Here is a 24,460-nt window from a genome sequence, read left to right on the forward strand (position 1 = left end):
CGGCAAACAACCGCCTGGTACTCAGGGTACAGGCACTCTTTCAATATTGCTCTGAATTGAGGATATGACAATGCGTAATATCGATTTTTCTCCCCTTTACCGTTCCGCTATCGGCTTTGACCGACTCGCTAACCTGCTGGACTCCATGCACAGCACGGAGCAGAGTCAGCCGGCATACCCCCCGTACAATATCGAATTGACCGGAGAAGATGCGTACCGTATTTCCATGGCTGTAGCCGGCTTTGAACAGTCTGAGCTGGATATCCAGATGGAGCAGAACCGCTTGACGGTCAGCGGTAAAAAGCCCGTCGACGACAATCAGCGCAATTTTCTGCATCGCGGAATTGCTGCGCGTAATTTCGAGCGACGTTTTCAGCTCGCGGATCACGTGCGTGTAGTGGGTGCTCAGATGTCAAACGGATTGCTGCACATTGAGCTTGTGCGCGAAATCCCCGAGGCGATGAAGCCACGCAAAATTGAAATTTCCAACGGTAATCTGTTGCAGTCCAAATCATCAGGTCCGAAGGCCGTTGCAGCAGAGGGACAACAGGAGAAGGGCGAGCAAGCCGCCTGATTGTGACCTCACAAAAACCTGAAGTAGACCGGCAGGAGCCTCCTGGCACCTGCCCCCTGTGCCGCCTCCGGGCGGCACAGCCGTTTCTCTACCATCGTGATCGCCGCAAAAAAGTTCGCGAAGATGTCGATGATGATGGTTTGCGCCGGTACTACCAGTGCACTCGCTGTGCGCTAGTGTATGTCCCTCCGCAATTTCACCTTTCCCCCGTTGAAGAAAAAGCCTATTACGATCTGCACGAAAACAATCTGCAGGATTCTGGTTACGAGCGGTTTCTTAGTCGTTGTGCCGAACCGTTGATCTCCGCCTTGCCAAACGGATCGACAGGACTGGATTTTGGCTGTGGCCCGGCGCCGTTACTGGCTAGTCTGCTGGAACGTGCCGGCCACAAAATGACGACCTACGATCTTTATTATCAGCCTGATACTTCCGTGCTGGAGCGGTCCTATGATTTTATTGTCAGTACCGAAGTGGTGGAGCACCTGAGTGCCCCGGGTGAAGTAATTGAGGCGTTGTGGCGGCGAGTCAATCGGGGCGGGATGCTTGCGCTGATGACCAAGTTGGTGCTTTCCCGTGAGCGCTTTGCCAGCTGGCACTATATTCGCGATCCCACCCACATCAGTTTCTTCTGTGCCGAGACATTTTCCTGGTTGGCGAAGCACCTGGATGCGGATCTTGAAATTATTGGCTCCGATGTGATTTTCCTGCGGCGACGGGACTGAGTGTGTATGTGATTGCCTGGCGTGTCAGGTGCGCACTCGAATCTTCAGGTGTTAACCCGGAATAGTTTTGCTCGCACCGTAGTCCGGTATTCACTCGGGGTGGTGGACAGAAATTTTTTAAACAGGGCAGTAAAATGCCCCATATCCTGGTAGCCCACTTTCTCAGCAATTTCATTGACCGATAAATTGCTGGACTGAAGCAGCTCCCGGGCCATATCAACACGCACATTTTGCAGGTATTGCAGCGGTGTCTGTCCGGTGGCCAGCTTGAAGCGACGGTTGAATGAGCGCACGCTCATGTCGAATGTTTTTGCCACCTCACTCAATTTCACGTCTTCACTGCAGTGCTGCTTGAGCCAGGTCTGTGCCTGCACGATTTCTTCATCCGGGTGCAGGTGCACCGCGCCTTCGGAATAGGCGATTTCTTCAAAGGGTCTGCGAATTTCGTGGGAGAAGTTGCGTTCTACATGGCTCGCAACCGAGGGGCCGTAGAGCTGGCGAATCAGGTGCACGGTGACATCGGCCAGTGCGTTTACGCTGGCTGCGCAAAACAGTTTGTCAGCCTGAGTGATGAAATACTGGCGTTTTAGCTTTACCTCCGGGTAGTCGGCGGCAAATCGCTCAAAGTAGTGCCAGTGCGTAGTAGCCGGCTTGCCATCCAGTAATCCAGCCTCGGCAAGAAAACAGACACCGGTGCCAACAGCACTTATGGCAGCGCCTTTTTCGGCCTGGTCGTTCAGCCAATCCAGAAGGGGCTGGCTGCGTTTGAGTGCCGGGCGCGGATTACGCCAGAGCGCGGGCAAGTAGATGATATCGCTGTCGGGTACTTGGGCGAGTGCCAGGTCGGGTGCCAGACTGAATCCAGAGCGCGACCTGACCGGGGCGCCATCGATGCTGGCTGTGACCAGTTTAAGGGGCGAGGACTTTCCCTCGGCCCTGGCCCGGCTCTCCGCCCCGCGCAGCATCTCGAGGGGTAGCATGGTGCCTGTGGAAAGCATCTGGTCGATCAGCAGGAAGGTAACGGTGGGCATGGGGTAACTCTCTGGGGTAACTCGCTACTGCGGCTTTCTGGTGTAACTCGCAACGGAACCGGTGGGTTTCCGGGGAGATCCAATCCGTTCGCCGCCAGATACCTGCGGCCACGGAAGCTGGCGCCATTGCCATGGGAGGGTCACCCCGGAGCCAATGGCCAGATGGTCAAATTTGCTGGCCAGTATGCCCATAACGAGGCCGAATCGCCAGCCCCTAAACTGACGCTCATCCGAATTTATCGGGTCATTTCGTTTCGTATTTCCGTATCAGGCTGGAGGTCAGGATGCAGCGCCTACCCGTTATTACTGCGTTTGGGGGATTCAATCCCGCTGGTCGCAGTTCCTTTCATCGCGGCTACAAGCGCGTGGTGTTGGATCGTCTCGGGGTTGAGGAGCGCACCGATGTGCTGTCCGATCTGGCCGCTTTGATGGGGTTGCGCACGGGCGATGATGCGAGGGGGCCATTGAGTGCAGAGCTCGAGCAGCAGGTGCTGAATGGCACCCTGGTGCGGGAGCTCGAATCCCGCTTCTACGATTACCGCCAGTGCCACTTTCATCAACCGGCATCACTGTCCAGTGATGGCGGCTTTACCTTCGAAATGTCCGCCCGCCAGCTGCCCAATCCGCTGCCCGCCGACTGGCAGATAGAAACCCTTGAAACTGGCAAGGTTAAGGTCCGCGCCGGCAGCCTGTCAGTGATGCTTGATAGCCACCGGGAGATTGCGGTGGCCTCCGCGGGCCAGCTGCCCACGGGTTTTGAGCCCGGGGAGCAATACAATTCCCGCTTCCACCCCCGCGGCCTGCAGCTTGCGATTCTCGGTGCCTCCGACGCGGTGCAGTCTCTGGGCATCGACTGGGACAAGGTGGCTGAAAGGGTCGGACCCGATAATATTTCGGTCTATGCCAGCTCTGCCATGAGCCAGCTGGATACCAATGGCAATGGTGGACTGCTGCAGTCGCGTCTGCGCGGTGGTCGCGTCAGCTCCAAGCAGCTGGCCCTGGGCCTTACCAGTATGCCGGCAGACTTCGTCAATGCGTATGTGCTCGGTAGCTTCGGTACCACTGGTGCGATTGCCGGTGCCTGCGCTTCTTACCTCTACAACTTGCGCTCCGCGGTGGAAGACATTCGCTGTGGCCGCGCCCGCGTTGCGGTGGTGGGCGCTGCGGAGGCGCCGCTGGTGCCGGAAGTGGTGGACGGCTACGCCACCATGGGTGCACTGGCGAACCTGGATGGCCTGCGCAAAATCTTCGGCGACAACATCGATTTCCGCCGCGCCAGCCGCCCATTTGGCGACAACTGTGGTTTCACCCTGGGTGAGGGCAGTCAGTGGGTGGTGTTGATGGACGATGAGCTGGCCCTGGAGCTCGGTGCGCCCATTCACGGTGCCGTTGCCAACGTGTTTGTGAATGCGGACGGGCCCAAGAAATCCATTTCCGCGCCGGGGCCGGGCAATTACCTGACCGTGGCCCGCGCCATGGCAGAGGTCCGTGCAATTCTCGGTGACGAAAGCCTTCGCCAGCGCAGCTTCGTGCAGGCGCACGGTTCCAGCACCCCGCAGAACCGGGTGACGGAATCGGCGATTTTTGACCGCCTGGCCGGCGCTTTCGGTGTTGAAGGTTGGCCGGTATGTGCGGTGAAAGCTTTTGTGGGTCACACCGTGGCGGCTGCCAGTGGCGATCAGCTGATTACCAGTCTGGGCATGTTTGATCGCGGTATTTTGCCGGGTATCACCACCATCGATCGGATTGCGGACGATGTGCATCACGAACACCTGGCGCTGTCCATGAGTCATGTTGAGCGCGACCCCAAATCTCTGGATGTCGCCTTCCTGAATTCCAAGGGTTTCGGTGGCAATAATGCAACCGCCAGCGTGCTCGCGCCTCATATCACCGAGCGTATGCTGGCCAAGCGCCACGGTCAGGCGGCGTTTACCGCCTATCAGAAGCGCAACGAAGCCGTTGCCGAGCAGTCCGCCGCTTATGACGCCAAGGCAAGTCGTGGCGACCTCAACGCCATTTATCGATTCGGTGAAGGTCTGATCGAGGAGTCTGCTATCGAAATGGATGCGCACAACCTGACCCTGCCTGGTGGCGCTGGTGCCATTTCCCTGGACGCCGAGAACCCCTTCGCGGATATGGTCTGATTCGGTAGCGGCACATGTCTTCTGTTGAAGGCCTGTGCCGCCCCAGTAAATGCTGACCGGTTTCGACCGAATATCCAGGCGTCCTCTCCACACTGTCCTCCCTATTTCCCGCTATGCTTGCTGCGCACACCGCCGTTGTCGGGGTGGTGCTCATAGAGAAAATAATTCCCGGTTTGTGAACGAGTGGGTCAAATTTTGATCGGAATCCGTGCGTGACCACAATATTTGCACTCGTATGCACCAAACCGGACAGTGGATATGGCAGAAATGGTATTCAAACACACGTTTGAATCTGGCTATACTTGGCGCGTTGACTGATTTCGGACAGTGCGTCATCAACCGGCAACACATTCGCCGCACGCTGTTTGCGGCGAGTCCAATCTCAGTCTTGCACAACCCGACCCCCGGACCGGTACATTGACCGCAATGACACCGGGTCACCAATCAATGAGGTCAATAATGTTATTTAGTGGCAAAGCGCTATCCGTGCAGATGCTGGACAACGGCATCGCGGAACTGAAATTCGATCTGGAAGGCGAATCCGTCAACAAATTCAATCGTCTCACGGTATCGGAATTTTCCGACGCTCTGGATGCGATTGAAAGAGCGGGCGATATCAAAGGTCTGCTGCTGACCAGTGGCAAGAATGTATTTATCGTCGGTGCCGACATTACCGAATTCGGCGGAGCTTTCTCCGCGGGTCCGGAAGGCATCGCCGAGCTGATGAACAAAAACAACGAGAACATCAACCGCCTGGAAGACCTCCCGTTCCCCACCGCAGTGGCGATCAACGGTTACGCGCTGGGTGGCGGCTTCGAAGTCTGCCTGGGTTGTGATTTCCGTCTAATGGGCGACAAGGCCAAAGTTGGCTTGCCGGAAGTGAAGCTGGGCCTAATCCCGGGCTGGGGTGGCACCGTGCGCCTGCCGCGCGTGGTTGGCGTGGACGTGGCGGCCGAGTGGATCGCCGCCGGTAAAGAGCAGCGCCCGGACGCGGCACTGACTGCCCACGCGGTGGATGCTGTTGTTCCTACCGACAAACTGAAAGACGCCGCACTGAAATTGCTTGGCCGCGCCATCGCTGGCGAGCTGGATTACATGCAGCGTCGCGAGAACAAAAAGTCTCCGATTCCGCTGAACGACACTGAAGCGCTGATGGCCTTCTTTACCACCAAGGCGTTTGTTGGTCAGCAGGCCGGTCGCAATTACCCGTCTCCGGTCAATGCGGTGACTTCCATCGAGCAGGGCTACAAAGTCGATCGCGACGAAGCACTGAAAATCGAGCAGCAGCAATTTATTGCCAGCGCCCAGACCGAAACCGCCAAATCTCTGGTGGGACTGTTTCTGAATGATCAGAAAGTTGGCAAAGTGGCAAAAGGCTGGGAGAAAAAGTCCGATAAGGATATTGAGCGCGCCGCAGTACTGGGTGCCGGCATTATGGGCGGTGGTATTGCTTACCAGTCTGCCTATAAAGGTACGCCGATCAAAATGAAGGATATTGCTCAGGACGGTATCGACCTGGGTCTGAAAGAAGCGGGCAAACTGCTCACTAAGCTGGTCGATCGTGGCCGTATGACCCCCGCCAAAATGGCGGAGACGCTGAATCGCATTGAGCCGACCCTGAGCTACGACGGATTCGATGATGTTGATATTGTTGTCGAAGCCGTGGTGGAAAACCCCAAGGTTAAGCACGCGGTGCTGAAAGAAGTGGAAACCAAGGTTTCAGACGATACGGTGATCGCGTCCAACACCTCTACCATCTCTATCGATACCCTGGCCGAGCCGCTGTCCCGTCCGGAAAATTTCCTCGGTATGCACTTCTTCAACCCGGTACATAAAATGCCGCTGGTGGAAGTGATTCGCGGTGAGAAAACGTCCGAAACCGCTATTGCACGGGTTGTGGCTTATGCCAACAAGATGGGCAAGAAAGCCATCGTGGTGCGTGACTGCCCCGGATTCCTGGTTAACCGCGTGCTGTTTCCGTACTTCGCGGGCTTCGCCATGCTGGTGCGCGACGGTGCGGACTTCCAGGCCGTCGATAAGGTCATGGAGCGCTGGGGCTGGCCGATGGGCCCGGCTTACCTGATGGATGTGGTTGGCATCGATACCGGTGTACACGCTGAGCAGGTAATGGCGGAAGGCTTCCCGGAGCGTATGGGTAAAACCTTTACCGCGGCTTCCGATGTGATGTACGAAGCGGGTCGCTACGGCCAGAAAAACGGCAAAGGCTTCTACGTTTACGAAGAAGACAAAAAAGGTCGTCCGAAGAAAGTCGCTACCGAAGAGGCTTACGAACTGCTCAAGCCCCACGCTGCTGACCGTCGCGAATTTGAAAACGACGAAATCATTGAGCGTATGATGGTGCCGATGGCGACCGAGCTGGCGCGCTGTCTGGAAGAGGGCATCGTGAGCTCTCCGGCGGAAGCCGACATGGCACTGATTTACGGCATCGGCTTCCCGCCGTTCCGCGGTGGCATCTTCGCCTGGTTGGACAGCATCGGTCTGGACACCTTCGTGAAAATGGCCGAGAAGCACAGTGACCTGGGCCCGCTGTACGAGCCGACCAAAGGTATGCGTGAAATGGCTGCCAGCGGCAAAACCTACTACGGCGACAAGTAAGGAGAGTTTCCATGAGTCTGAATCCTAGAGATGCCGTAATCGTCGACTATGCGCGTACCGCCATGGGTCGATCCAAGAACGGTGTTTACCGCAACGTGCGAGCGGACGATATGTCCGCGGAACTGCTGAAAAAATTCCTGCAGCGCAATGACAAGCTGGACCCGAAAGAAATTGATGACCTGATCTGGGGCTGTGTGATGCAGCGCGACGAGCAGGGCTTCAATGTGGCGCGGTTTATTCTGCTGCGCGCGGGCCTGCCCCACACCATTCCGGCGCAGACCGTAAACCGTCTGTGCGGCTCCTCCATGTCGGCGCTGCACACTGCAGCGGCGAATATCCAGGCCGGTGTTGGTGATGTGTATGTGGTGGGCGGTGTGGAGCACATGGGTCACCTGAACATGATGGAACATGTGAGCCCCAACCCGATGCTGGGCCGCAATATGGCCAAGGCTGCCGGTTCCATGGGTATGACCGCCGAATATCTGGCGATGATGCACGGCATCCAGCGTCAGCAGATGGACGAGTTCGGTGCCCGTTCTCACCAGTTAGCTGCGAAGGCGACTAAAGAAGGCAAGTTCAATCGTGAAATCATCGCGATCGAAGGTCACGACGAAGATGGTGTACCGATTCTGGTGGAAACCGATCAGACCATTCGCCCGGACACTACTGCGGAAGGCTTGGCACAACTGAAGCCAGCGTTTGACCCGAAGCACGGTCAGGTAACCGCGGGCACCTCCTCGCAGATTACCGACGGCGCTTCCGTCATGTTGGTGATGTCTGCCGAGCGTGCCCAGGCCCTCGGCCTGACGCCGATCGCCAAGGTGCGCGAGATGGCCCTGGCGGGTGTGGATCCGTCCATTATGGGTTACGGCCCGGTACCGTCCACTCAGAACGCACTGAAGCGTGCCGGCCTAACCATCGAGGATATCGATAAGGTAGAGCTTAATGAGGCCTTTGCGGCGCAGGCGCTGCCGGTGTTGAAGGACCTGAACCTGCTGGACGTAATGGACGACAAGGTAAACCTTTACGGCGGCGCTATCGCCCTGGGGCACCCGTTTGGCTGTTCCGGTGTGCGGATCACCGGCACGCTGTTGTCGGTCATGCAAAACGAAGGCGGCGACCTCGGTGTCTCGACCATGTGTATTGGTCTGGGGCAGGGGATTACCACCATTGTCGAGCGCGTGTAAGTCGCAACGACTGACGCGATAGATCGGGGCGCCTGCGGGCGCCCCGATTGTTTTGGGCGTACTTATTGAAGCCCTGTGCCCGCTGTGGCACAATCTGCTCCCCTCGCTGGACGTGCAACCTGTTTTCCTCTAAAAATGCAGGGAAATCAAAGGGTTACCGGCGAGCATGACGTTGGGGACGTGGTGGAATTGGTAGACACGCCAGATTTAGGTTCTGGTGCCGCAAGGTGTGAGAGTTCAAGTCTCTCCGTCCCCACCAACTAGGAATTTTGCAGTCCGTGCTCATTCGGCACCTCCTTTGCGCAAGCCTCAGGCGCGCAGGGTGAGGAGGCAGTGGCGCGGGCTGTTTGTATTTGGCGGCCGAATAAACTCGGCACAACGCTAATCGCTGGTGGCGGGCATGCATTCCCGTAGTCCGGCATTCAGTGAAGAGAAGAGTCTCACGAGGATTAACATGCAGGTTTCCATCGAAACAACTTCCGGTCTGGAACGTCGCTTAACTGTCAATCTGCCGGCAGAAGTGGTTGATAAGGAAGTAGACAAGCGCCTTCAGCAAGCGGCCAAGACCGTGCGCATCAACGGCTTCCGTAAAGGCAAGGTGCCGATGAAGGTTGTGCGTCAGCGTTTTGGTGCTGGTGTTCGTCAGGAAGTTCTGGGCGAAGTAATGAGCCGCTCCTTCTACGACGCGGTTCAGAAAGAGCAGGTTAAGCCGGCTGGCCAGCCGAGCATCGAAGCCAAAAACGTCACCGAAGGTGAAAACCTGGAATACGTAGCGACTTTCGAAGTGTACCCGGAAGTGGAGCTGGCTGACCTGTCTGAGGTTACCGTTGAGCGCCCGACCGCTGAAGTAACTGACGCGGACGTGGACAACATGATCGACGTGCTGCGCAAGCAGCAGTCCAGCTGGAAAGAAACCAAGCGTAAAGCCCAGAAGGGCGACCGCGTGACCATCGATTTCGTTGGCCGCAAAGACGGTGAAGAATTCGAAGGCGGCAAAGCCGAAGGTCAGCAGCTGGTACTGGGTTCCGGCAACATGATTCCTGGCTTCGAAGACGGCATCATCGGCATGAAGCCCGGTGAAGAGAAAGAAGTGGAAGTCACTTTCCCGGAAGATTACCAAGCTGAAAACCTGAAAGGTGCGGCTGCGGTATTCACCATCAAGGTAACCGCTTCTGAAAAGCCTGAACTGCCAGAACTGAACGACGAATTCTTCGCCGGTTACGGCGTTGAAGAGGGCGGTGAAGAGAAGTTCCGCGAAGAAGTGCGTGGCAACATGCAGCGCGAACTGAAAAATGCTGCTCTGAACAAGGTCAAGACTCAGGTCATGGATCAGCTGTTCGAAAAGCATCAGGTAGAAATTCCGGCAGCACTGGTTGCTGGCGAAGTGCAAACCCTGCGCGGCCAGATGGTTCAGCAGTTCGGCGGTCAGATCAAGCCGGAAGACGCGGCAAAAATGCTGCCGGACACCATGTTTGAAGATCAGGCCAAGCGCCGCGTTGTGCTGGGTCTGGTGGTTGGTGAAATCGTCAAGGAAAACAAGCTTTCCGTTGACGCCGACCGCGTAAAAGCCAAAGTGGAAGAGCTCGCTTCTACCTACCAGCAGCCGGAAGAGGTGGTTGAGTACTACCTGAATAACCGCGAACTGCTGGCCGGTGTTGAGTCCGTAGTACTGGAAGATCAGGTTGTAGACTTCGTGCTGGACAAGGCAAAAGTCAGCGACGTTGAAAGCAGCTACGACGACGTGATTAAGCCGCAGAAGCAGTCTTGATTCGCTCCCGCGAGCAGCTGAAAGCGGCCACCTTCGGGTGGCCGTTTTTGTTTGCGAGTATTGAATGTTCGACAGCACCTTCTACGGCGCCTGTGTCAATCTGGCATTATTGCTGTCGAGCAGTTAAGCTCAGGTTGAGCGAATTTTTCAGAAGTGTGTCTTTTTTGAGCACATGCGTTCTGATCCGCCTAATACGCCGAAAAAGGAAGCATCGTATCCATGGCATATTTTGATAATCCCATTAATTCCAAAGACATTCTCGCCACCGGCGGCCTGGTTCCCATGGTGGTGGAGCAGACTGCCAGAGGGGAGCGTTCATTTGATATCTACTCCCGCCTGCTCAAAGAGCGCGTGATTTTTCTGGTAGGTCCGGTGGAAGACCACATGGCCAACCTGGTGGTCGCGCAGCTGTTGTTTCTGGAGGCGGAAAATCCGGATAAAGATATCCACCTGTACATCAATTCCCCGGGTGGTTCCGTGACTGCGGGCATGTCCATTTATGACACCATGCAGTTCATCAAGCCGGATGTCAGCACCATGTGTATTGGCCAGGCTTGCAGCATGGGCGCCTTCCTGTTGACTGCGGGTGCGAAAGGCAAACGCTACGCCACCCCGAACTCCCGAGTGATGATTCACCAGCCCAGCGGTGGTGCGCAGGGGCAGGCCTCGGATATTCATATTCACGCTCAGGAGATCCTGAAGATCCGCGCGCGCCTGAACGAGTTGATGGCCCATCATACCGGCCGCAGTGTGGCGGATATCGAGCGTGATACCGACCGTGACCGCTTCCTCAGCGCCGATGAGGCCAAGGAGTATGGTCTGGTAGATGACGTGCTGGCGCATCGCCAGGGCCCGGGTAAGTAATACCGGTTCGGCGCTCTGTGCGCACCAAAACCCTAAAATACCTTAGGGTCAGGGAGTGTTGTCCTACGGATTCTGAATCTGAGTTGCAGAAGCCGTAGGGCGGCGCTATAGCCCCGCCCGGAGGAGAGAATAAAAAAGCTTGAAAATCCTGCCAAAAGACCGCATCTTGGATATGAACCCTATTTGCCACCGAGTTTTGGCTGGCTATGAGACCACGGAGTACTTAGATGACTGAAAAGAACAGCGGAGACGATAACGGCAAACTCCTTTACTGTTCCTTCTGTGGCAAGAGCCAGCAGGAAGTACGCAAACTGATCGCGGGCCCCTCTGTTTACATCTGTGACGAATGCGTCGAACTCTGCACCGACATCATCCGCGAAGAAGTGCAGGAATCTGTTGATGGCGACGACTCCCGTCTGCCTACCCCCCAGGAAATTACCGAAATTCTCGATCAGTACGTGATCGGTCAGGCGCGCGCCAAAAAAGTGCTCGCGGTGGCGGTATACAACCACTACAAGCGTCTGCGCACCAGTAAAGGTGTCAAAGGCAAAGATGAAGTGGAACTGGGCAAGTCCAATATTTTGCTGGTTGGTCCTACTGGCAGTGGTAAAACCCTGCTTGCTGAAACCCTGGCGCGGCTGCTGAATGTACCCTTCACCATTGCCGATGCGACCACGCTGACCGAAGCGGGTTACGTGGGTGAGGATGTTGAAAATATCATTCAGAAGCTGCTGCAGAAGTGCGATTACGATGTGGAAAAAGCCCAGCAGGGCATTGTCTACATCGATGAAATCGACAAGATTTCTCGCAAGTCTGACAACCCCTCGATCACCCGGGATGTGTCCGGTGAGGGCGTGCAGCAGGCACTGTTGAAGCTGATTGAGGGTACCGTGGCTTCCGTTCCCCCCCAGGGTGGGCGCAAGCACCCTCAGCAGGAATTCCTGCAGGTGGACACTTCCAATATCCTGTTTATCTGTGGCGGAGCGTTCGCCGGCCTGGATAAAGTAATTCGCGATCGCTCCGAGAAGGGCGGTATCGGTTTCTCGGCGGAGGTGAAGTCCAAAGACGCCAATAGCAACTTCGGTGAGGTGCTGTTGGATCTTGAGCCTGAAGACCTGGTGCGATATGGCCTGATTCCCGAGTTTGTAGGTCGTCTGCCAGTTACCGCTACGTTGGAAGAATTGAATCGTGCGGCACTGGTGCAGATTTTGACCGAGCCGCGCAATGCGCTGACCAAGCAGTACGGCAAGTTGTTTGATATGGAAGGGGTTGAGCTGGACTTTCGTCCCGACGCTCTGGACGCGGTAGCCACCAAGGCCATGGAGCGCAAAACTGGTGCCCGGGGTCTGCGTTCCATTATGGAATCGGTACTGCTGGAGACCATGTACGACATCCCCTCTATGGAGAATGTCGCCAAAGTGGTGATTGACGAGGCGGTGATCAAGGGTGAATCTGCGCCGCTGCTGGTGTATGAGCAGGCAGAGCAGCCCCAGAAGGCAGCTCCTGAGGAGTAAACCTCTCTATCGGCACTGGCTACTGGTTCCAGGTAGCTCCAACGAAAAAGCCCCACTACGGGGCTTTTTTTGTGCCTGTTGATGTCTGGGGAAATGCACTCTGGCGACTGTTCGAATATCGCCGTTTCTGCGTAGTTTTCTGTGCTATTAAAGTTTGATGCACGGGAATTGCATCTTTTATGACCATCAATCTATACGCTGAATTAAACTAATTTTGCTGCGCCAGACGGCACAGGCTTGTTATTCTGCCGTATGCCCCCACTTTAGCTGTTGAACTGGCACTAGCCGTACCGCACACCGCACCAGGAATTGTGGTCTGCGATGACGAATACGCTGCCAAGCTGGCGGTTGTCACCGCCCGAAGGCCGAGAGGAGTTATATGGACCAGCCATCCGAGACCTTGAACGAATATCCCCTGCTGCCACTGAGAGATGTGGTGGTTTATCCGCACATGGTGATCCCGCTGTTTGTCGGCCGGGAGAAATCCATTGATGCGCTTGAAGACGCGATGCGCAGCGACAAGCAGGTGTTGCTGGTAGCACAGCGCCAGGCATCGGAAGATGATCCGGGTGCCGATGATGTATATCGTGTGGGCACTGTAGCCAGCGTGCTGCAGCTGCTAAAACTGCCCGACGGCACCGTCAAGGTGCTGGTTGAGGGGGGGCACCGGGTAAAGGTGGAAGAGATCACCGAAGGCGAGGGGCACTACCGCGCCACGGTTACCCAGATTGATTCTGAGGAGTTGCCAGAAGCAGAAGCCGAGGCGCTGGTGCGTTCGGCCATGTCCCAGTTCGAGCAGTACGTCAGCGTCAGCAAGAAAGTTCCCAACGAGGTGATGACTTCCCTGTCCGGTATTGATGAGCCGGGTCGTTTGGCCGATACCATTGCTGCGCACATGTCCCTGGACCTGCCGCAGAAGCAGGAGTTGCTGGAAACCATCAGCGTAAAGGAGCGACTCGAGCACCTGCTGGGTTTGATGGATTCTGAAATCGACCTGATTCAGGTCGAAAAGCGTATTCGCGGCCGCGTCAAAAAGCAGATGGAAAAGAGCCAGCGCGAGTACTATCTGAACGAACAAATGAAGGCGATTCAGAAAGAGTTGGGCGAGATCACCGAAGAGCCCAATGAAATTGAAGAGCTGGAAAAAAAGATCGCCGACTCCGGCATGTCAGCGGAAGCGGAAAAGAAAACCCGCGCGGAACTGGGCAAGCTGAAGATGATGTCGCCTATGTCTGCGGAAGCTTCTGTACTGCGCAGCTATATCGACTGGATGTTGAGCGTGCCCTGGAAAAAGGCCAGTCGCGTGCGCCACGACCTGATCAAGGCAGAAGAAATTCTGAATAAAGATCACTACGGGCTGGAGGAGGTTAAGGAGCGGATCCTGGAATACCTCGCGGTGCAAAAGCGTGTGAAAAAAGTCAAAGGGCCAATCCTTTGTCTCGTTGGTCCGCCCGGGGTTGGTAAAACCTCGCTTGGTGAATCCATCGCCCGCGCAACCAATCGCAAATACGTGCGTATGGCCCTCGGTGGCGTTCGCGACGAAGCGGAAATCCGGGGCCACCGCAGAACCTATATCGGTTCTCTGCCCGGTAAACTGGTGCAGAAAATTTCCAAGGTGGGTGTAAAAAACCCGCTGTTCCTGTTGGATGAAATCGACAAGATGGGCATGGATCACCGCGGTGACCCAGCCTCTGCACTGCTTGAAGTGCTCGATCCGGAGCAGAACAAATCGTTCAACGATCACTACCTGGAAGTCGATTACGACCTCTCCGATGTGATGTTCGTTTGTACCTCCAACTCCATGAATATTCCTGGTCCTTTGCTGGACCGCATGGAAGTGATCCGCATCCCGGGGTACACCGAAGATGAAAAGCTGAACATCGCTCAGCGTTACCTGATTCCAAAACAGCGCAAGGCCGCGGGCCTGAAGCCCGAAGAGCTGGAGCTGGCAGACGAAGCGGTGCGGGATGTGGTGCGCTATTACACCCGTGAAGCCGGTGTGCGTGGTCTTGACCGTGAGATGGCAAAAATCTGCCGCAAAGTGGTCACCGAGCATGTACGTAATGCCACCACCCAAAAAGTGGTGATCAAGCCGGAGCAGCTGGAAGACCTTCTTGGGGTGCGCAAGTTTGATTACGGCCGCGCGGAAGAGGAAAACAAGATCGGCCAGGTGACCGGGCTGGCATGGACCGAAGTGGGCGGAGAGCTGCTTACTATTGAGTCTTCCGCGGTTTCCGGTAAGGGGCGGGTGATCAAGACTGGCTCCCTGGGCGATGTAATGCAGGAGTCCATTCAGGCCGCGTTGACGGTAGTCCGTGCACGCGCTCAGGCTCTGGGTATAGCGCCGGACTTTCATGAAACCCGCGATATCCATATTCACGTGCCGGAAGGGGCGACTCCGAAGGACGGTCCTTCGGCGGGTATCGCCATGTGCACGGTATTGGCCTCTGTATTGACCAATATTCCGGTGCGCTCCGATGTGGCCATGACCGGTGAAATTACTCTGCGCGGTGAAGTGTTGCGCATTGGCGGTTTGAAGGAAAAACTGTTGGCGGCCCATCGCGGCGGTATCAAAACCGTACTGATCCCCTGGGATAACGAGCGCGATCTGAAGGATATCCCCGACAATATCCAGCAGGATCTGGTGATCAAACCGGTAAAATGGATTGATCAGGTCCTCGAATATGCGCTCGAAAGCATGCCCAGCCCCCTCAGTGACGAAGAGTATTCCGCGCTGCAAAAACAGGCGGATGAGCGCTCCGGGCGCTCGGTGCAAACGCACTGACAGAACTTCGGCTCAGCAAGTAGTAAAAACCCATTGAAACCTCGGCAGCAAGTCGCGTAGAGTACGCGGCTTGCTGCTGGTGCAGGTTAAAAAATGAACTTGCCGGCGGTTGACTGAACAAGAGCGGTTCAAAATTGTCCAACTGCCCGCAAAGCCGCATGGTTCCTTGACCCACCAACAGGCAGTTGGTATAAAACGTGGCTTGTTGCGCTGCGGGGGAGCCGCAGGCGATTCAAAATCGACTGCAAAAATTGCACGATTGCGCCTCTGAAAATGGGGTTGCAACAGACCTGAAAAAGACACCTGGAAATGACGTCCGGATCCATTGTCCGGATGCTACATCTAGTTACTTAGACCATTTAGACCTAGAAAAGAACAGAGGGATATAGCGTGAATAAGTCCGAACTGATTGAAGCCATCGCCGCGTCTGCCGACATTCCAAAGGCAGCTGCTGGCCGCGCTCTGGACGCTATGGTAGATAGCATTACTGACGCACTGAAAAAAGGCGATCAGGTAGCTCTGGTTGGCTTTGGTACCTTCGCTGTTAAAGAGCGCGCTGCACGTACCGGCCGCAACCCGCGCACCGGCGATCCGATCGAAATCGCTGCGGCAAAAATCCCGAACTTCAAAGCTGGTAAAGCTTTGAAAGACGCGGTGAACTAAGAAGCCTTGTAAAAGCAATGCTTCAAAGAGGCGTATCATCTGGATGCGCCTTTTTTGTTTCTGAAAGAAAAAAATGTAAACAGGATCAAACGGGTATTTACCCTGATCGGCGCTCGCACTCGTTGCGAGACAAGCCGAGACAACAATAATTGTTGATCTACCTGAGTACTGACAAGAGTTAATTTCGGAGCTGAATATGCTTCAGTCCATGCGTGACAACCTGAAGGGAACGGCCGCTATTATCGTTGCGGCGTTTTTCGGATTTATCATGGTGATCGGTGGGATCGATTTCTTCACCGGTGCCAGTGGCGGCTCGGCCGACAAAGTGGCGGAAGTGAACGGGGAGAAAATTTCCCAGCTGGATCTGCAGCGAGCGATCCAGAACCGTCGAGCGATGATTGAAAGCCAGTACGGCGAAAATGTGCCCAGTGACCTGCTCACCGACGAGCAGCTGCGCGGCCCGGTATTACAGCAGTTGGTCAACAGCGCGGTGATGCGCCAGGCAGCGCTGGAAAGTGGCATGGCCATGAGCACCGGTGCCGTGGACAAAGAGATCGTGCAGATGCCTGGTTTTCAGGTAAATGGCCAGTTCGACCAGCAAATGTTCCGTGAGGGCTTGCGCCGTATGGGTTACAGCCCTGCGGGTTTCCGTCAGCTGCTGGAGCAGGAAATGGTCATGCAGCAATTTATCAGCAGCGTGTCTGATACTGCGTTCAGTACACGCACTGATGCGGAAAACATCGTAGCAGTGTCCATGGAGGAGCGCGATTTCGATTACGTAACGCTTTCTGCGTCGCCGCTACTGGAAGGCATTGAGGTGGCGGATGAAGAGGTGCAAACCTATTACGACGAGAATCAGCAATCGTTCCAGCGCCCGGAGCAGGTAGCTATTGAATACATAGAGCTTACACCCGAGCAGTTTGCAGCGAATATTGATGTGTCCGAGCAGGATGTACGCGCTCAGTATGAGCAGGAAGTGAAAAGCTTCGAGGCGAATGTGCGCCGCCATGCTGCACATATTCTGGTCGAGGGTGATGACGAGGCCGCTCAGGCGAAGATCGCGGAAGTGCAGTCAAAGCTGAGTGCCGGCGAGTCCTTTGAGGCGCTGGCTAAAGAATTTTCCGATGACATCATTTCCAGCGAAGATGGCGGTGACGTGGGCTTTACTTCCGGGGACGTATTCCCGGAGGCGTTCGAAGATGCCCTGGCGAACCTGCAGGTGGGTGAAGTGTCCGGCCCGGTACAGACCGATGGTGGTACCCACTTTATCAAGCTGATTGAAGTCGCTGACGCTGAGCCGCCCGCTTTTGAAGAGCGCGAAGCGGCAATTTCTGCCCGTCTGCGGAATGCAGCAGCGGAACGTGACTTTGTTGATGCGGTAAGCCGTCTGGGTGACCTGGCGTACAACGCAGAGACCTTGGCGGCTCCCGCCGAAGAGCTGGGTGTGAGTGTACAGAAATCTCCATTGTTCTCCCGCCAGGGCGGTCCCGGGATTGCTGGCGAAGGTCAGGTGATTTCTGCGGCATTCGCACCGGAGGTGTTGGAAGATGGCAATACCTCTGATGTGCTGAATCTGAGCGAGAATCATGCAGTGGTACTGCGTGTTATCGAGCACAAAGAAGCGGGTGTGAAACCGCTGGAAGAGGTCAAAGCGGAAATTGTTCAGAGCCTCAAACGCAAAAAGGCAAGCGAGCAGCTGGCAAGCAAGGCGCAACAGATTGAAGAGCAGGCCAGTGCTGGCGAGGGTCTCGCGGCTGTGGCAGAGTCGGAAGGACTCACTCTGGAAACCAGCGATAAAACCCGTCGTGGCGGTTTTGGTGCCCGCGGTGAAGTGGTGAATCAGGCATTTACCATGAGTGAGCCGCGTCCGGGTGCGCGCACTTTGGGTCAGTTTACTTTGCCGTCTGGTGATGTGGTGGTGGTGCAGTTGCGCGCGGTGCGTGCCGGTGATCTGTCCCGTCAGAGCAAAGAGCAGCGGCAAGCGCTGTTGCAGCAGCTGGCTTCCATGCAGGGTACTGCGGAGCTGGCAGCGGTGCAGAAGTACCTGGCTAGCAGGGCTGATGTTGAGGTATTCAGCGCGGAGCAGCAGTAGCGGTAAGCATTGTTTACGTATAAAAAAACCGGCGATATTCGCCGGTTTTTTTATGCCTGCAAGAATGGTTGAGCGGAGGCTTAGCCGTTACTGGCGCTGTCCACGAACAGCGTCAGGCGTTGCCCGGGTTGCAGATAGCTATTTTTACTGATTTTGTTCCAGCGCACGATGTCGCTGATGTCGATGCGAAACTTCCGCGCGATGCGGTAGAGGGAGTCGCCGTTGCGCACTCGGTAAGAGAGCTTGCGTGTGGTACGGCTGTCGCTGCTGCTGTTGCCGCCGTCACTGTAGGCGACCAGCTTGCGTCCCGGGCGCAGAGTGTCGCCCGGTGCCATGCTGTTCCAGCTGGCCAGTTCACGAACCTTTACATCAAGCTTGCGTGCGATACCCCACAGGGTGTCGCCCGGGCGGACGGTATAATTGGTTTTTTGGCCTTTACCTGAGCTCTGGCGACGCTTTACCCGTTGATCGATGGCGTAGGCGTACTGCGCATTGGGGCCCGACGCGCTGGGAATCAGCAGTGTCTGGCCAGCACGAATGCTGCTGCCGCGCAGTTTGTTGGCCTGTTGGATTGCTGCAATCGTGGTTTCGTATCGGCGCGCAATCACTGACAGGGAGTCTCCGCGGGCCACCCGATAGTGTTGCCAGCTGACACGTTGATCTGCAGGGAGTTTCTCCAGTGCTTCAATGAATCGAGCGCTTTTATCGCGAGGTACCAGCAGGCGGTGGTTTCCGTCCGGGTCTGTGGCCCAGCGGTTGAACCCGGGGTTCAACAGATGCAGCTCTTCAATTTCCACGCCAGCCAGTTCGGCAGCTTGTGCCAGATCGATTTGGCTGCCCACATTGACCGCCGCGTAATAGGGCTCGTTGCCAACATCGTGCAGTGGGACCCGGTAGTGGTCTGAGCGCGATACCACTTCGGCAAGGGCCAGTAATTGAGGTACGTATCGCTGAGTCTCGCGAGGTAACTTCAGGTCCCAGAAACTGGTGCCCTTGCCCTGACGGGCATTGCGTTCTCGGGCTCGGCGAACAGTCCCTTCTCCGGCGTTGTATGCGGCCAGCACCAGCAGCCAGTCGCCGTCGAATTTTGCGGACAGGTAATTGAAGTACTCGGAAGCGGCGCGGGTGGATTCCACCACATCACGGCGGCCGTCATACCACCAGTTCTGGTGCAGGCCAAAGGAGCGTCCGGTGGCGGGAATAAACTGCCACATGCCGGATGCCTGCGCGTGCGAGTAGGCAAAGGGGTCGTAGGCACTCTCAACAATGGGGAGCAGGGCGAATTCCAGCGGAATGTTGTCCTGTTCCAGTTGCTCTGCCACGTGGAAGATGTAGCGGCGGGAGCGCTCGGTAACCCTGGCCATATAGCCCTGGTTGGAGGAAAAATATTTTACGTAATCCTTGACCTTCGAACGGTTTGTTTCACGATCGAGGGTGAATCCCTGTCGAAGACGTTGCCAGATATCGTCCGGTGGCAGGGCGGGCTCGGTCACATTCAGGATGTTCTGGCTGATGGCGCTTGCACTGCTGGCTTGTGTGGCCAGATCAGGAGCGTTGTGATTCTGCGAGGAGTTTGCGGTTTGCGTTGCAGAATCGATCTGCGTGCAGGCCCCCACGGCCGCTGCCAGTAGCGCAACGGCAAACTTCTTATAAACCATTATGGTGTCCGCGATCTGTTGTTATCTTGTGGCTCTATACTGCGCAATATGGTCTGAGCGGCGCCGGCTGATCGTGAGGCGGTAGAAAAACACTACTGCGAAAGACCCCCGAATCGGGCCGCTAAATAAAGCGCTTGAGCTTTGATTTGTAATTGTCTGATTCTAAAGAGGGCTGTTGGTTCCGGTCAATGGAATTTGGTCAAAAAACGTCCTTCCAATGGCGTAGAGTGGCGAAAATATCCACAGCGGTCGCGTCGATCTGCACACCGCGGCTTGCTGCCTGCCGCTGAATGCCGGGTTGGTCGGTGCGGAGGAAGGGGTTGGTGGCTCGTTCCAGTTCTATGGTGGACGGGAGCGTCGGCTCGCCTTTGTCGCGAAGCGCCTGCGCTTCGCGCTGGCGCTCGATCAGCGCCCGGTTGTCAGGCTCTGCGGCCCGAGCGAATGCCAGGTTGGCAAGGGTGTATTCATGGGTGCAGTAGACCCGTGTTTGCGCGGGTAAAGCGCTGAGCCGGGACAGCGAGTGGTGCATTTGTGCCGGGGTGCCCTCGAACAGGCGGCCGCAGCCACCGGCAAACAGAGTGTCGCCACAGAACAGGTAAAGCTCTTCGGCGTCCCGCATGAGCAGGGCGATGTGGTCAAGAGTGTGACCGGGTACGGCGATGATTTCACAGCTGCGGCCCATCAGGGTAATCTGGTCGCCGTCATTTAAAGCGTGTGTAACCCCATCAATGGTCGCCGGACCGTATACGGGGCAGTTAAATGCGCTGGTCAGTGCGGAAACCCCGCCAGTGTGATCAAAATGGTGGTGAGTAAGCAGGATGCCGGACAAACGCTTCCCCTGCAGGGCGGCCATTACCGGCGCTGCATCGCCGGGGTCAACGACCCAGTGTTCGTCGCCCTGCCGTAGATGCCAGATATAGTTGTCAGTGAATGCCGGGATTGGGTGGATTGTGATCATTGTCTGTCCCCGCTAACCTAAGGTTGATTGGCGCAACCCTACCATAGCCAAGCTGGCAGGCAGTAATGCGGGGTCTGGAAGTGGTGACTGTGAAGTCTGAGGCTCAGACGGCAGGGGGGCAGAATATGTCCTACGAGAACAATCAAGGAGCTGGAGATGACGCGAATGCCGGAAAAGCCGGATAAGCGATCGTTGTTTTTTCGCGGAAAGTCGCCCATATCTCCGCTCGCGGAATCCTGTGCGGGGCTGAGCGACTGGTTCGACAGTGGACTGGGGCGCGAAATTCTCACCCAGCAATTGGCGCTGGTGCAGCCGGTGGTGGAGGGTTTGTTCGGGTACCACCTGATGCAGGCCAGTGTCGCCCGGCAAGTGGATTTTGCGGCGTGCAGCCGGATTAATCACCGTTTCAAAATAAGCCCGTGCGCGGAAGGGCAGGGGGCGGCAATGGCGGAGTTAGAGCAGTTGCCGCTGCCGTCGGAATCCATTGACGTTGCTGTGCTGCACCATCTTCTGGATTTTTCGCCTCAGCCTCACCAGGTCTTGCGTGAAGCCGCGCGGGTATTGATTCCCGGTGGTCACATGGTGCTAATTGGTTTCAATCCATTCTCCCTGCTCGGGATGGCCCGCCTGTTTCGCTCCTCAAGTCCCTATCAGTTGGGGAATCAATTGCGCGCTGCGCGCATTGCCGACTGGATGAATCTGTTGGACTTGCAGCCCGCTGAGATAGAGCGCGGCTTTTTCCGCTTGCCGCTCAAGCACGGAGATCTACTGGCCAAGACTTCCTGGATGGAGCGTGTGGGGACCCGGTGGCACTTGCCGTGGGGAGGCTTTTACATCATAGTCGCGCGCAAAGAAGTGGCGCGAATGCGCACCATCAAGCTCAATTGGCGGGGGGAGAAAAAGCCTGCCTTGAGTGTCGTTCCGAGCAGCCCTAGGGTTGCTGCACGGGATCGGCTCAAGCCGGTCCGCCCTGGCAAATACCGTCGGGATACCAAACGCTGATCAGTCGACATCAGTGTTCAACCGAATAATTTCTTAACGGGCTCGAATTGAAACACGTCACTATATACACCGACGGCGCTTGCCGGGGGAATCCCGGACCGGGCGGTTGGGGGGCATTGCTGATGAGCGGCGATGCGGAAAAAGAGCTGTGTGGCGGTGAATCGCTGACAACCAATAACCGTATGGAATTGATGGCGGCTATTCAGGCTTTGCATGCCTTAAATCAGCATTGCCGCGTGGATCTGCATACCGACTCCCAGTATGTCCGTCAGGGGATTACCAGTTGGATACACAACTGGAAGAAAAATGGCTGGAAAACCTCGGCGAAAAAGCCGGTAAAAAATGCGGATCTCTGGCAGGAACTGGATACTGCGATCGGTGAGCACGAAGTGCATTGGCACTGGGTCAAAGGGCATGCGGGTGATCCGGGCAACGAACGCGCGGATGCGCTGGCCAATCGCGGTATCGATGAGTTGGGGGAGGCATAAACCATGCGTCAGATTGTTCTGGATACGGAAACCACCGGCCTGGATCCGAAGTCCGGCCACCGGATTATTGAAATTGGCTGCGTTGAACTGATAAATCGCAAGCTGACCGGTCGTCACTATCACCAGTACATCAATCCCGAGCGGGAAGTGGATGACGGTGCGATCGAGGTTCACGGTATTACCAATGAGTTTCTCGTCGACAAGCCGGTATTCTCCCAGGTAGCGGACGAATTCATGACCTTCTGCGACGGTGCAGAACTGGTCATCCACAATGCGCCGTTCGATGTGGGCTTTATTGATTCCGAGTTAAAGCGGCTCGGGAGCCCGCGTTGGCAGAGTGTGGCGGTTCACTGCGGGGTGCTGGATACCCTGGCGCTGGCAAGGGAAAAGCACCCGGGCCAGAAAAATAATCTGGACGCATTGTGTAAGCGCTATTTCGTGGACAACTCGCAGCGGGATCTTCATGGCGCATTGCTGGATGCGGAGATTCTCGCTGATGTCTATCTGATGATGACCGGTGGGCAAACGGATCTCGCGCTCGCCGGAAATGATACATCTAGTGACGATGACCCGGAAAGCCAGGCACAGGAAACGGGCTCGATTCGTCGATTAAGTGCGCAGCGGGCGCCACTGTCTGTGGTCAGGGCCAGTGCCGAAGAGCTTCAGGCCCACGAGGAATTTCTGGAACAGCTGGAAAAGGCCGGCGGTAAACATTTCTGGTGAGTAAGATCTGCACCACATCAATGAAGGGGCCAGAGGCCCCTTTTTTGATGTGGTTTGCGAGTCAGATTGCGTAGACCACGCAGGTTAGTGCAACGACGGTCAGTACGACAGTGTAGGGCAGGGCCATGATTACCATGCGACCGTACGACAGGCGGATCAGGGGCGCCAGGGCGGAAGTCAGCAGAAACAGAAACGCCGCCTGGCCATTCGGCGTAGCAACACTGGGTAGGTTGGTGCCCGTATTGATCGCAATCGCCAGCTTGTCGAAATGTGAACGAGTAATATCGCCCGCCGTCAGTGCATCCTTCACTTCATTGATATAAACGGTAGCAACAAAGACGTTGTCACTGATCATGGACAGGATGCCATTGGCGAGAAACAGCATGCCCGGCTGCTGCTCCGGCTCGAGGCTCAGTACAAAGTGCGTTACCGGGGCAAACAGGTGTTGCTCATGGATGACGGCAACGATCGCAAAAAATACCACCAATAGGGCGGTAAAAGGCAGCGCCTCTTCAAAGGCGTGGCCAATCCGGGGTTCCTGGATAACGCCGTTGAAGGCAGTGAGTAGCACGATAACCATCAGGCCAATGATGCCAACTTCGGCCACATGGAATGCCAGTGCGAGTACCAGGAGTGCGGCGACTATGCCCTGAATCCACAGTTCAACGACATCGCGCTGGGTGCGTTTACGTTCCTGTTCGGAGGCGTAATTGGAAAGTACCTCGCGCACGGCATCGGGCAGTTTCGCGCCGTAGCCGAACATTTTGCTCTTTTCCAGCAAGAAGCAGGTGGCCAGGCCGGCGGCAAAGGCGGGCATGGTGACCGGTGCCATGTAGGTGAAAAATTGCACGAAATCCCAGCCGGCTTTCTCCGCGATCAGCAGGTTCTGCGGCTCGCCGACCAGTGTACAGACGCCTCCGAGGGCGGTGCCCACTGCACCGTGCATAATGAGGCTGCGCAGGAAGGCTCGGAACTGGTCCAGATCGGAGCGGTGGTATTCCACCACTCCATCGTCGCTTGAGTGGTCGTGTTCGGGGTGCGCCTGACGATTGGAGGCCACCTTGTGATAGACCGCGTAAAAACCCACGGCCACCGCAATCAATACTGCGGTAACCGTCAGGGCATCAAGGAACGCGGAGAGTACTGCGGAAACACCACAGAACAGTAGCGAGAGTACGGACTTGGAGCGCACGGTGACCAGCAGCTTGGTAAACACGTATAGCAGCAGGCTCTTCATAAAGTAGATGCCGGCCACCATAAACATCAGTAGCAGGATGACCTGGATGTTTTCGGTTACTTCGTGGAACACCGATTCGCTGCTGGTCATCCCCAGGAGAACAGCCTCGATCGCCAGCAGGCCGCCCGGTTGTAACGGGTAGCATTTCAGGGCCATGGCCAGGGTGAAGATAAATTCACCAATGAGAACCCACCCGGTCACGAAAGGGGAGGTGGTGTACAGTAGAATCGGGTTGAGGATCAGGAATAGGGCGATGGTAAGCTTGTACCAGTCTGGGGCCTCCCCGAGAAAATTGTCGGTAAATGCGCGGCCGATGCCGCCACCGGCTACTGGCAGGGTGTCATTCAGAGCGTTCATTATTGCTACTTCCTTGGTCTCAGTGAGCCCCCATGCCGACACCGCCGGGAGGACCGGCGGCAAAGCTACCTTTTTCC

18 protein-coding genes and 1 tRNA gene are annotated in these 24,460 nt (G+C 56.2%); 15 read left to right on the plus strand and 4 right to left on the minus strand.

Going from position 1 to position 24,460, the window contains the following annotated elements; translation table 11 throughout:
• The first annotated feature begins 70 nt into the window (after positions 1–70).
• Both ACYX4K_RS04510 and ACYX4K_RS04515 read left to right on the plus strand, forming a co-directional pair.
• Positions 71–574, plus strand: coding sequence for an Hsp20 family protein (locus ACYX4K_RS04510; RefSeq protein WP_475093304.1), 504 nt, complete (start codon positions 71–73; stop codon positions 572–574).
• Between the two features lie 2 nt (positions 575–576).
• The gene (locus ACYX4K_RS04515) at positions 577–1,296 is read left to right on the plus strand and encodes a class I SAM-dependent methyltransferase (protein WP_476178774.1); all 720 of its coding nucleotides are present in this window, start codon (positions 577–579) and stop codon (positions 1,294–1,296) included.
• Between the two features lie 44 nt (positions 1,297–1,340).
• Here the strand turns inward: ACYX4K_RS04515 and ACYX4K_RS04520 are convergent, their stop codons facing one another.
• Positions 1,341–2,327 (minus strand): GlxA family transcriptional regulator, encoded by a 987-nt coding sequence (locus ACYX4K_RS04520; protein ID WP_475093302.1) that lies wholly within the window; start codon positions 2,325–2,327, stop codon positions 1,341–1,343.
• A gap of 284 nt (positions 2,328–2,611) precedes the next feature.
• Between ACYX4K_RS04520 and ACYX4K_RS04525 the strand changes: the two genes are divergently transcribed.
• The 10 genes from ACYX4K_RS04525 (at position 2,612) to ACYX4K_RS04570 (ending at position 17,960) form a co-directional block, all read left to right on the plus strand.
• Positions 2,612–4,471: a beta-ketoacyl synthase gene (locus tag ACYX4K_RS04525; RefSeq protein ID WP_475093301.1), complete on the plus strand. Its 1,860-nt coding sequence runs from the start codon at positions 2,612–2,614 to the stop codon at positions 4,469–4,471.
• A gap of 459 nt (positions 4,472–4,930) precedes the next feature.
• Positions 4,931–7,087, plus strand: coding sequence for a fatty acid oxidation complex subunit alpha FadB (gene fadB, locus ACYX4K_RS04530; RefSeq protein WP_475093300.1), 2,157 nt, complete (start codon positions 4,931–4,933; stop codon positions 7,085–7,087).
• 11 nt (positions 7,088–7,098) lie between these two features.
• Entirely contained in the window at positions 7,099–8,274 is a 1,176-nt protein-coding gene (fadA, locus tag ACYX4K_RS04535; RefSeq protein WP_475093299.1) for an acetyl-CoA C-acyltransferase FadA, read from the plus strand.
• A 174-nt stretch (positions 8,275–8,448) separates the two neighbouring features.
• A tRNA-Leu gene (locus ACYX4K_RS04540) sits at positions 8,449–8,533 on the plus strand.
• A gap of 195 nt (positions 8,534–8,728) precedes the next feature.
• Positions 8,729–10,042, plus strand: coding sequence for a trigger factor (gene tig / locus ACYX4K_RS04545; protein WP_475093298.1), 1,314 nt, complete (start codon positions 8,729–8,731; stop codon positions 10,040–10,042).
• Positions 10,043–10,261: 219 nt separating this feature from the next.
• Positions 10,262–10,906 (plus strand): ATP-dependent Clp endopeptidase proteolytic subunit ClpP, encoded by a 645-nt coding sequence (gene clpP / locus ACYX4K_RS04550; RefSeq protein ID WP_475093297.1) that lies wholly within the window; start codon positions 10,262–10,264, stop codon positions 10,904–10,906.
• Between the two features lie 227 nt (positions 10,907–11,133).
• A complete protein-coding gene (gene clpX, locus ACYX4K_RS04555; protein WP_475093296.1) occupies positions 11,134–12,420 on the plus strand; it encodes an ATP-dependent Clp protease ATP-binding subunit ClpX in 1,287 nt (428 codons plus the stop codon).
• A gap of 379 nt (positions 12,421–12,799) precedes the next feature.
• Positions 12,800–15,205 carry an endopeptidase La gene (gene lon, locus ACYX4K_RS04560; protein WP_475093295.1) on the plus strand — a complete coding sequence of 802 codons (2,406 nt, stop codon included), beginning with the start codon at positions 12,800–12,802 and terminating at the stop codon, positions 15,203–15,205.
• 390 nt (positions 15,206–15,595) lie between these two features.
• Positions 15,596–15,868: an HU family DNA-binding protein gene (locus ACYX4K_RS04565; RefSeq protein ID WP_010132873.1), complete on the plus strand. Its 273-nt coding sequence runs from the start codon at positions 15,596–15,598 to the stop codon at positions 15,866–15,868.
• Positions 15,869–16,064: 196 nt separating this feature from the next.
• Positions 16,065–17,960, plus strand: a complete 1,896-nt coding sequence (locus tag ACYX4K_RS04570; RefSeq protein WP_475093294.1) for a SurA N-terminal domain-containing protein — start codon at positions 16,065–16,067, stop codon at positions 17,958–17,960.
• 80 nt (positions 17,961–18,040) lie between these two features.
• On the opposite strand, the gene ACYX4K_RS04575 is transcribed toward ACYX4K_RS04570, so the two are convergent.
• Together ACYX4K_RS04575 and gloB are read right to left on the minus strand one after the other, a co-directional pair.
• Positions 18,041–19,618, minus strand: a complete 1,578-nt coding sequence (locus tag ACYX4K_RS04575; RefSeq protein ID WP_475093293.1) for a LysM peptidoglycan-binding domain-containing protein — start codon at positions 19,616–19,618, stop codon at positions 18,041–18,043.
• A 199-nt stretch (positions 19,619–19,817) separates the two neighbouring features.
• Positions 19,818–20,576 carry a hydroxyacylglutathione hydrolase gene (gene gloB / locus ACYX4K_RS04580; RefSeq protein ID WP_475093292.1) on the minus strand — a complete coding sequence of 253 codons (759 nt, stop codon included), beginning with the start codon at positions 20,574–20,576 and terminating at the stop codon, positions 19,818–19,820.
• Between the two features lie 156 nt (positions 20,577–20,732).
• Between gloB and ACYX4K_RS04585 the strand changes: the two genes are divergently transcribed.
• The 3 genes from ACYX4K_RS04585 to dnaQ are packed head-to-tail and all read left to right on the plus strand — an operon-like array spanning position 20,733 to position 22,789.
• Complete coding sequence (locus tag ACYX4K_RS04585) at positions 20,733–21,578, plus strand: class I SAM-dependent methyltransferase (protein ID WP_475093291.1); 846 nt, start codon at positions 20,733–20,735, stop codon at positions 21,576–21,578.
• A gap of 47 nt (positions 21,579–21,625) precedes the next feature.
• A complete protein-coding gene (gene rnhA / locus ACYX4K_RS04590) occupies positions 21,626–22,066 on the plus strand; it encodes a ribonuclease HI (RefSeq protein WP_475093290.1) in 441 nt (146 codons plus the stop codon).
• Between the two features lie 3 nt (positions 22,067–22,069).
• Entirely contained in the window at positions 22,070–22,789 is a 720-nt protein-coding gene (dnaQ, locus tag ACYX4K_RS04595; protein WP_475093289.1) for a DNA polymerase III subunit epsilon, read from the plus strand.
• A 61-nt stretch (positions 22,790–22,850) separates the two neighbouring features.
• On the opposite strand, the gene nhaB is transcribed toward dnaQ, so the two are convergent.
• Positions 22,851–24,383: a sodium/proton antiporter NhaB gene (gene nhaB, locus ACYX4K_RS04600; RefSeq protein WP_475093288.1), complete on the minus strand. Its 1,533-nt coding sequence runs from the start codon at positions 24,381–24,383 to the stop codon at positions 22,851–22,853.
• Between the last annotated feature and the right edge of the window lie 77 nt (positions 24,384–24,460).

Source organism: Microbulbifer sp. ABF4_107, from assembly GCF_056312215.1.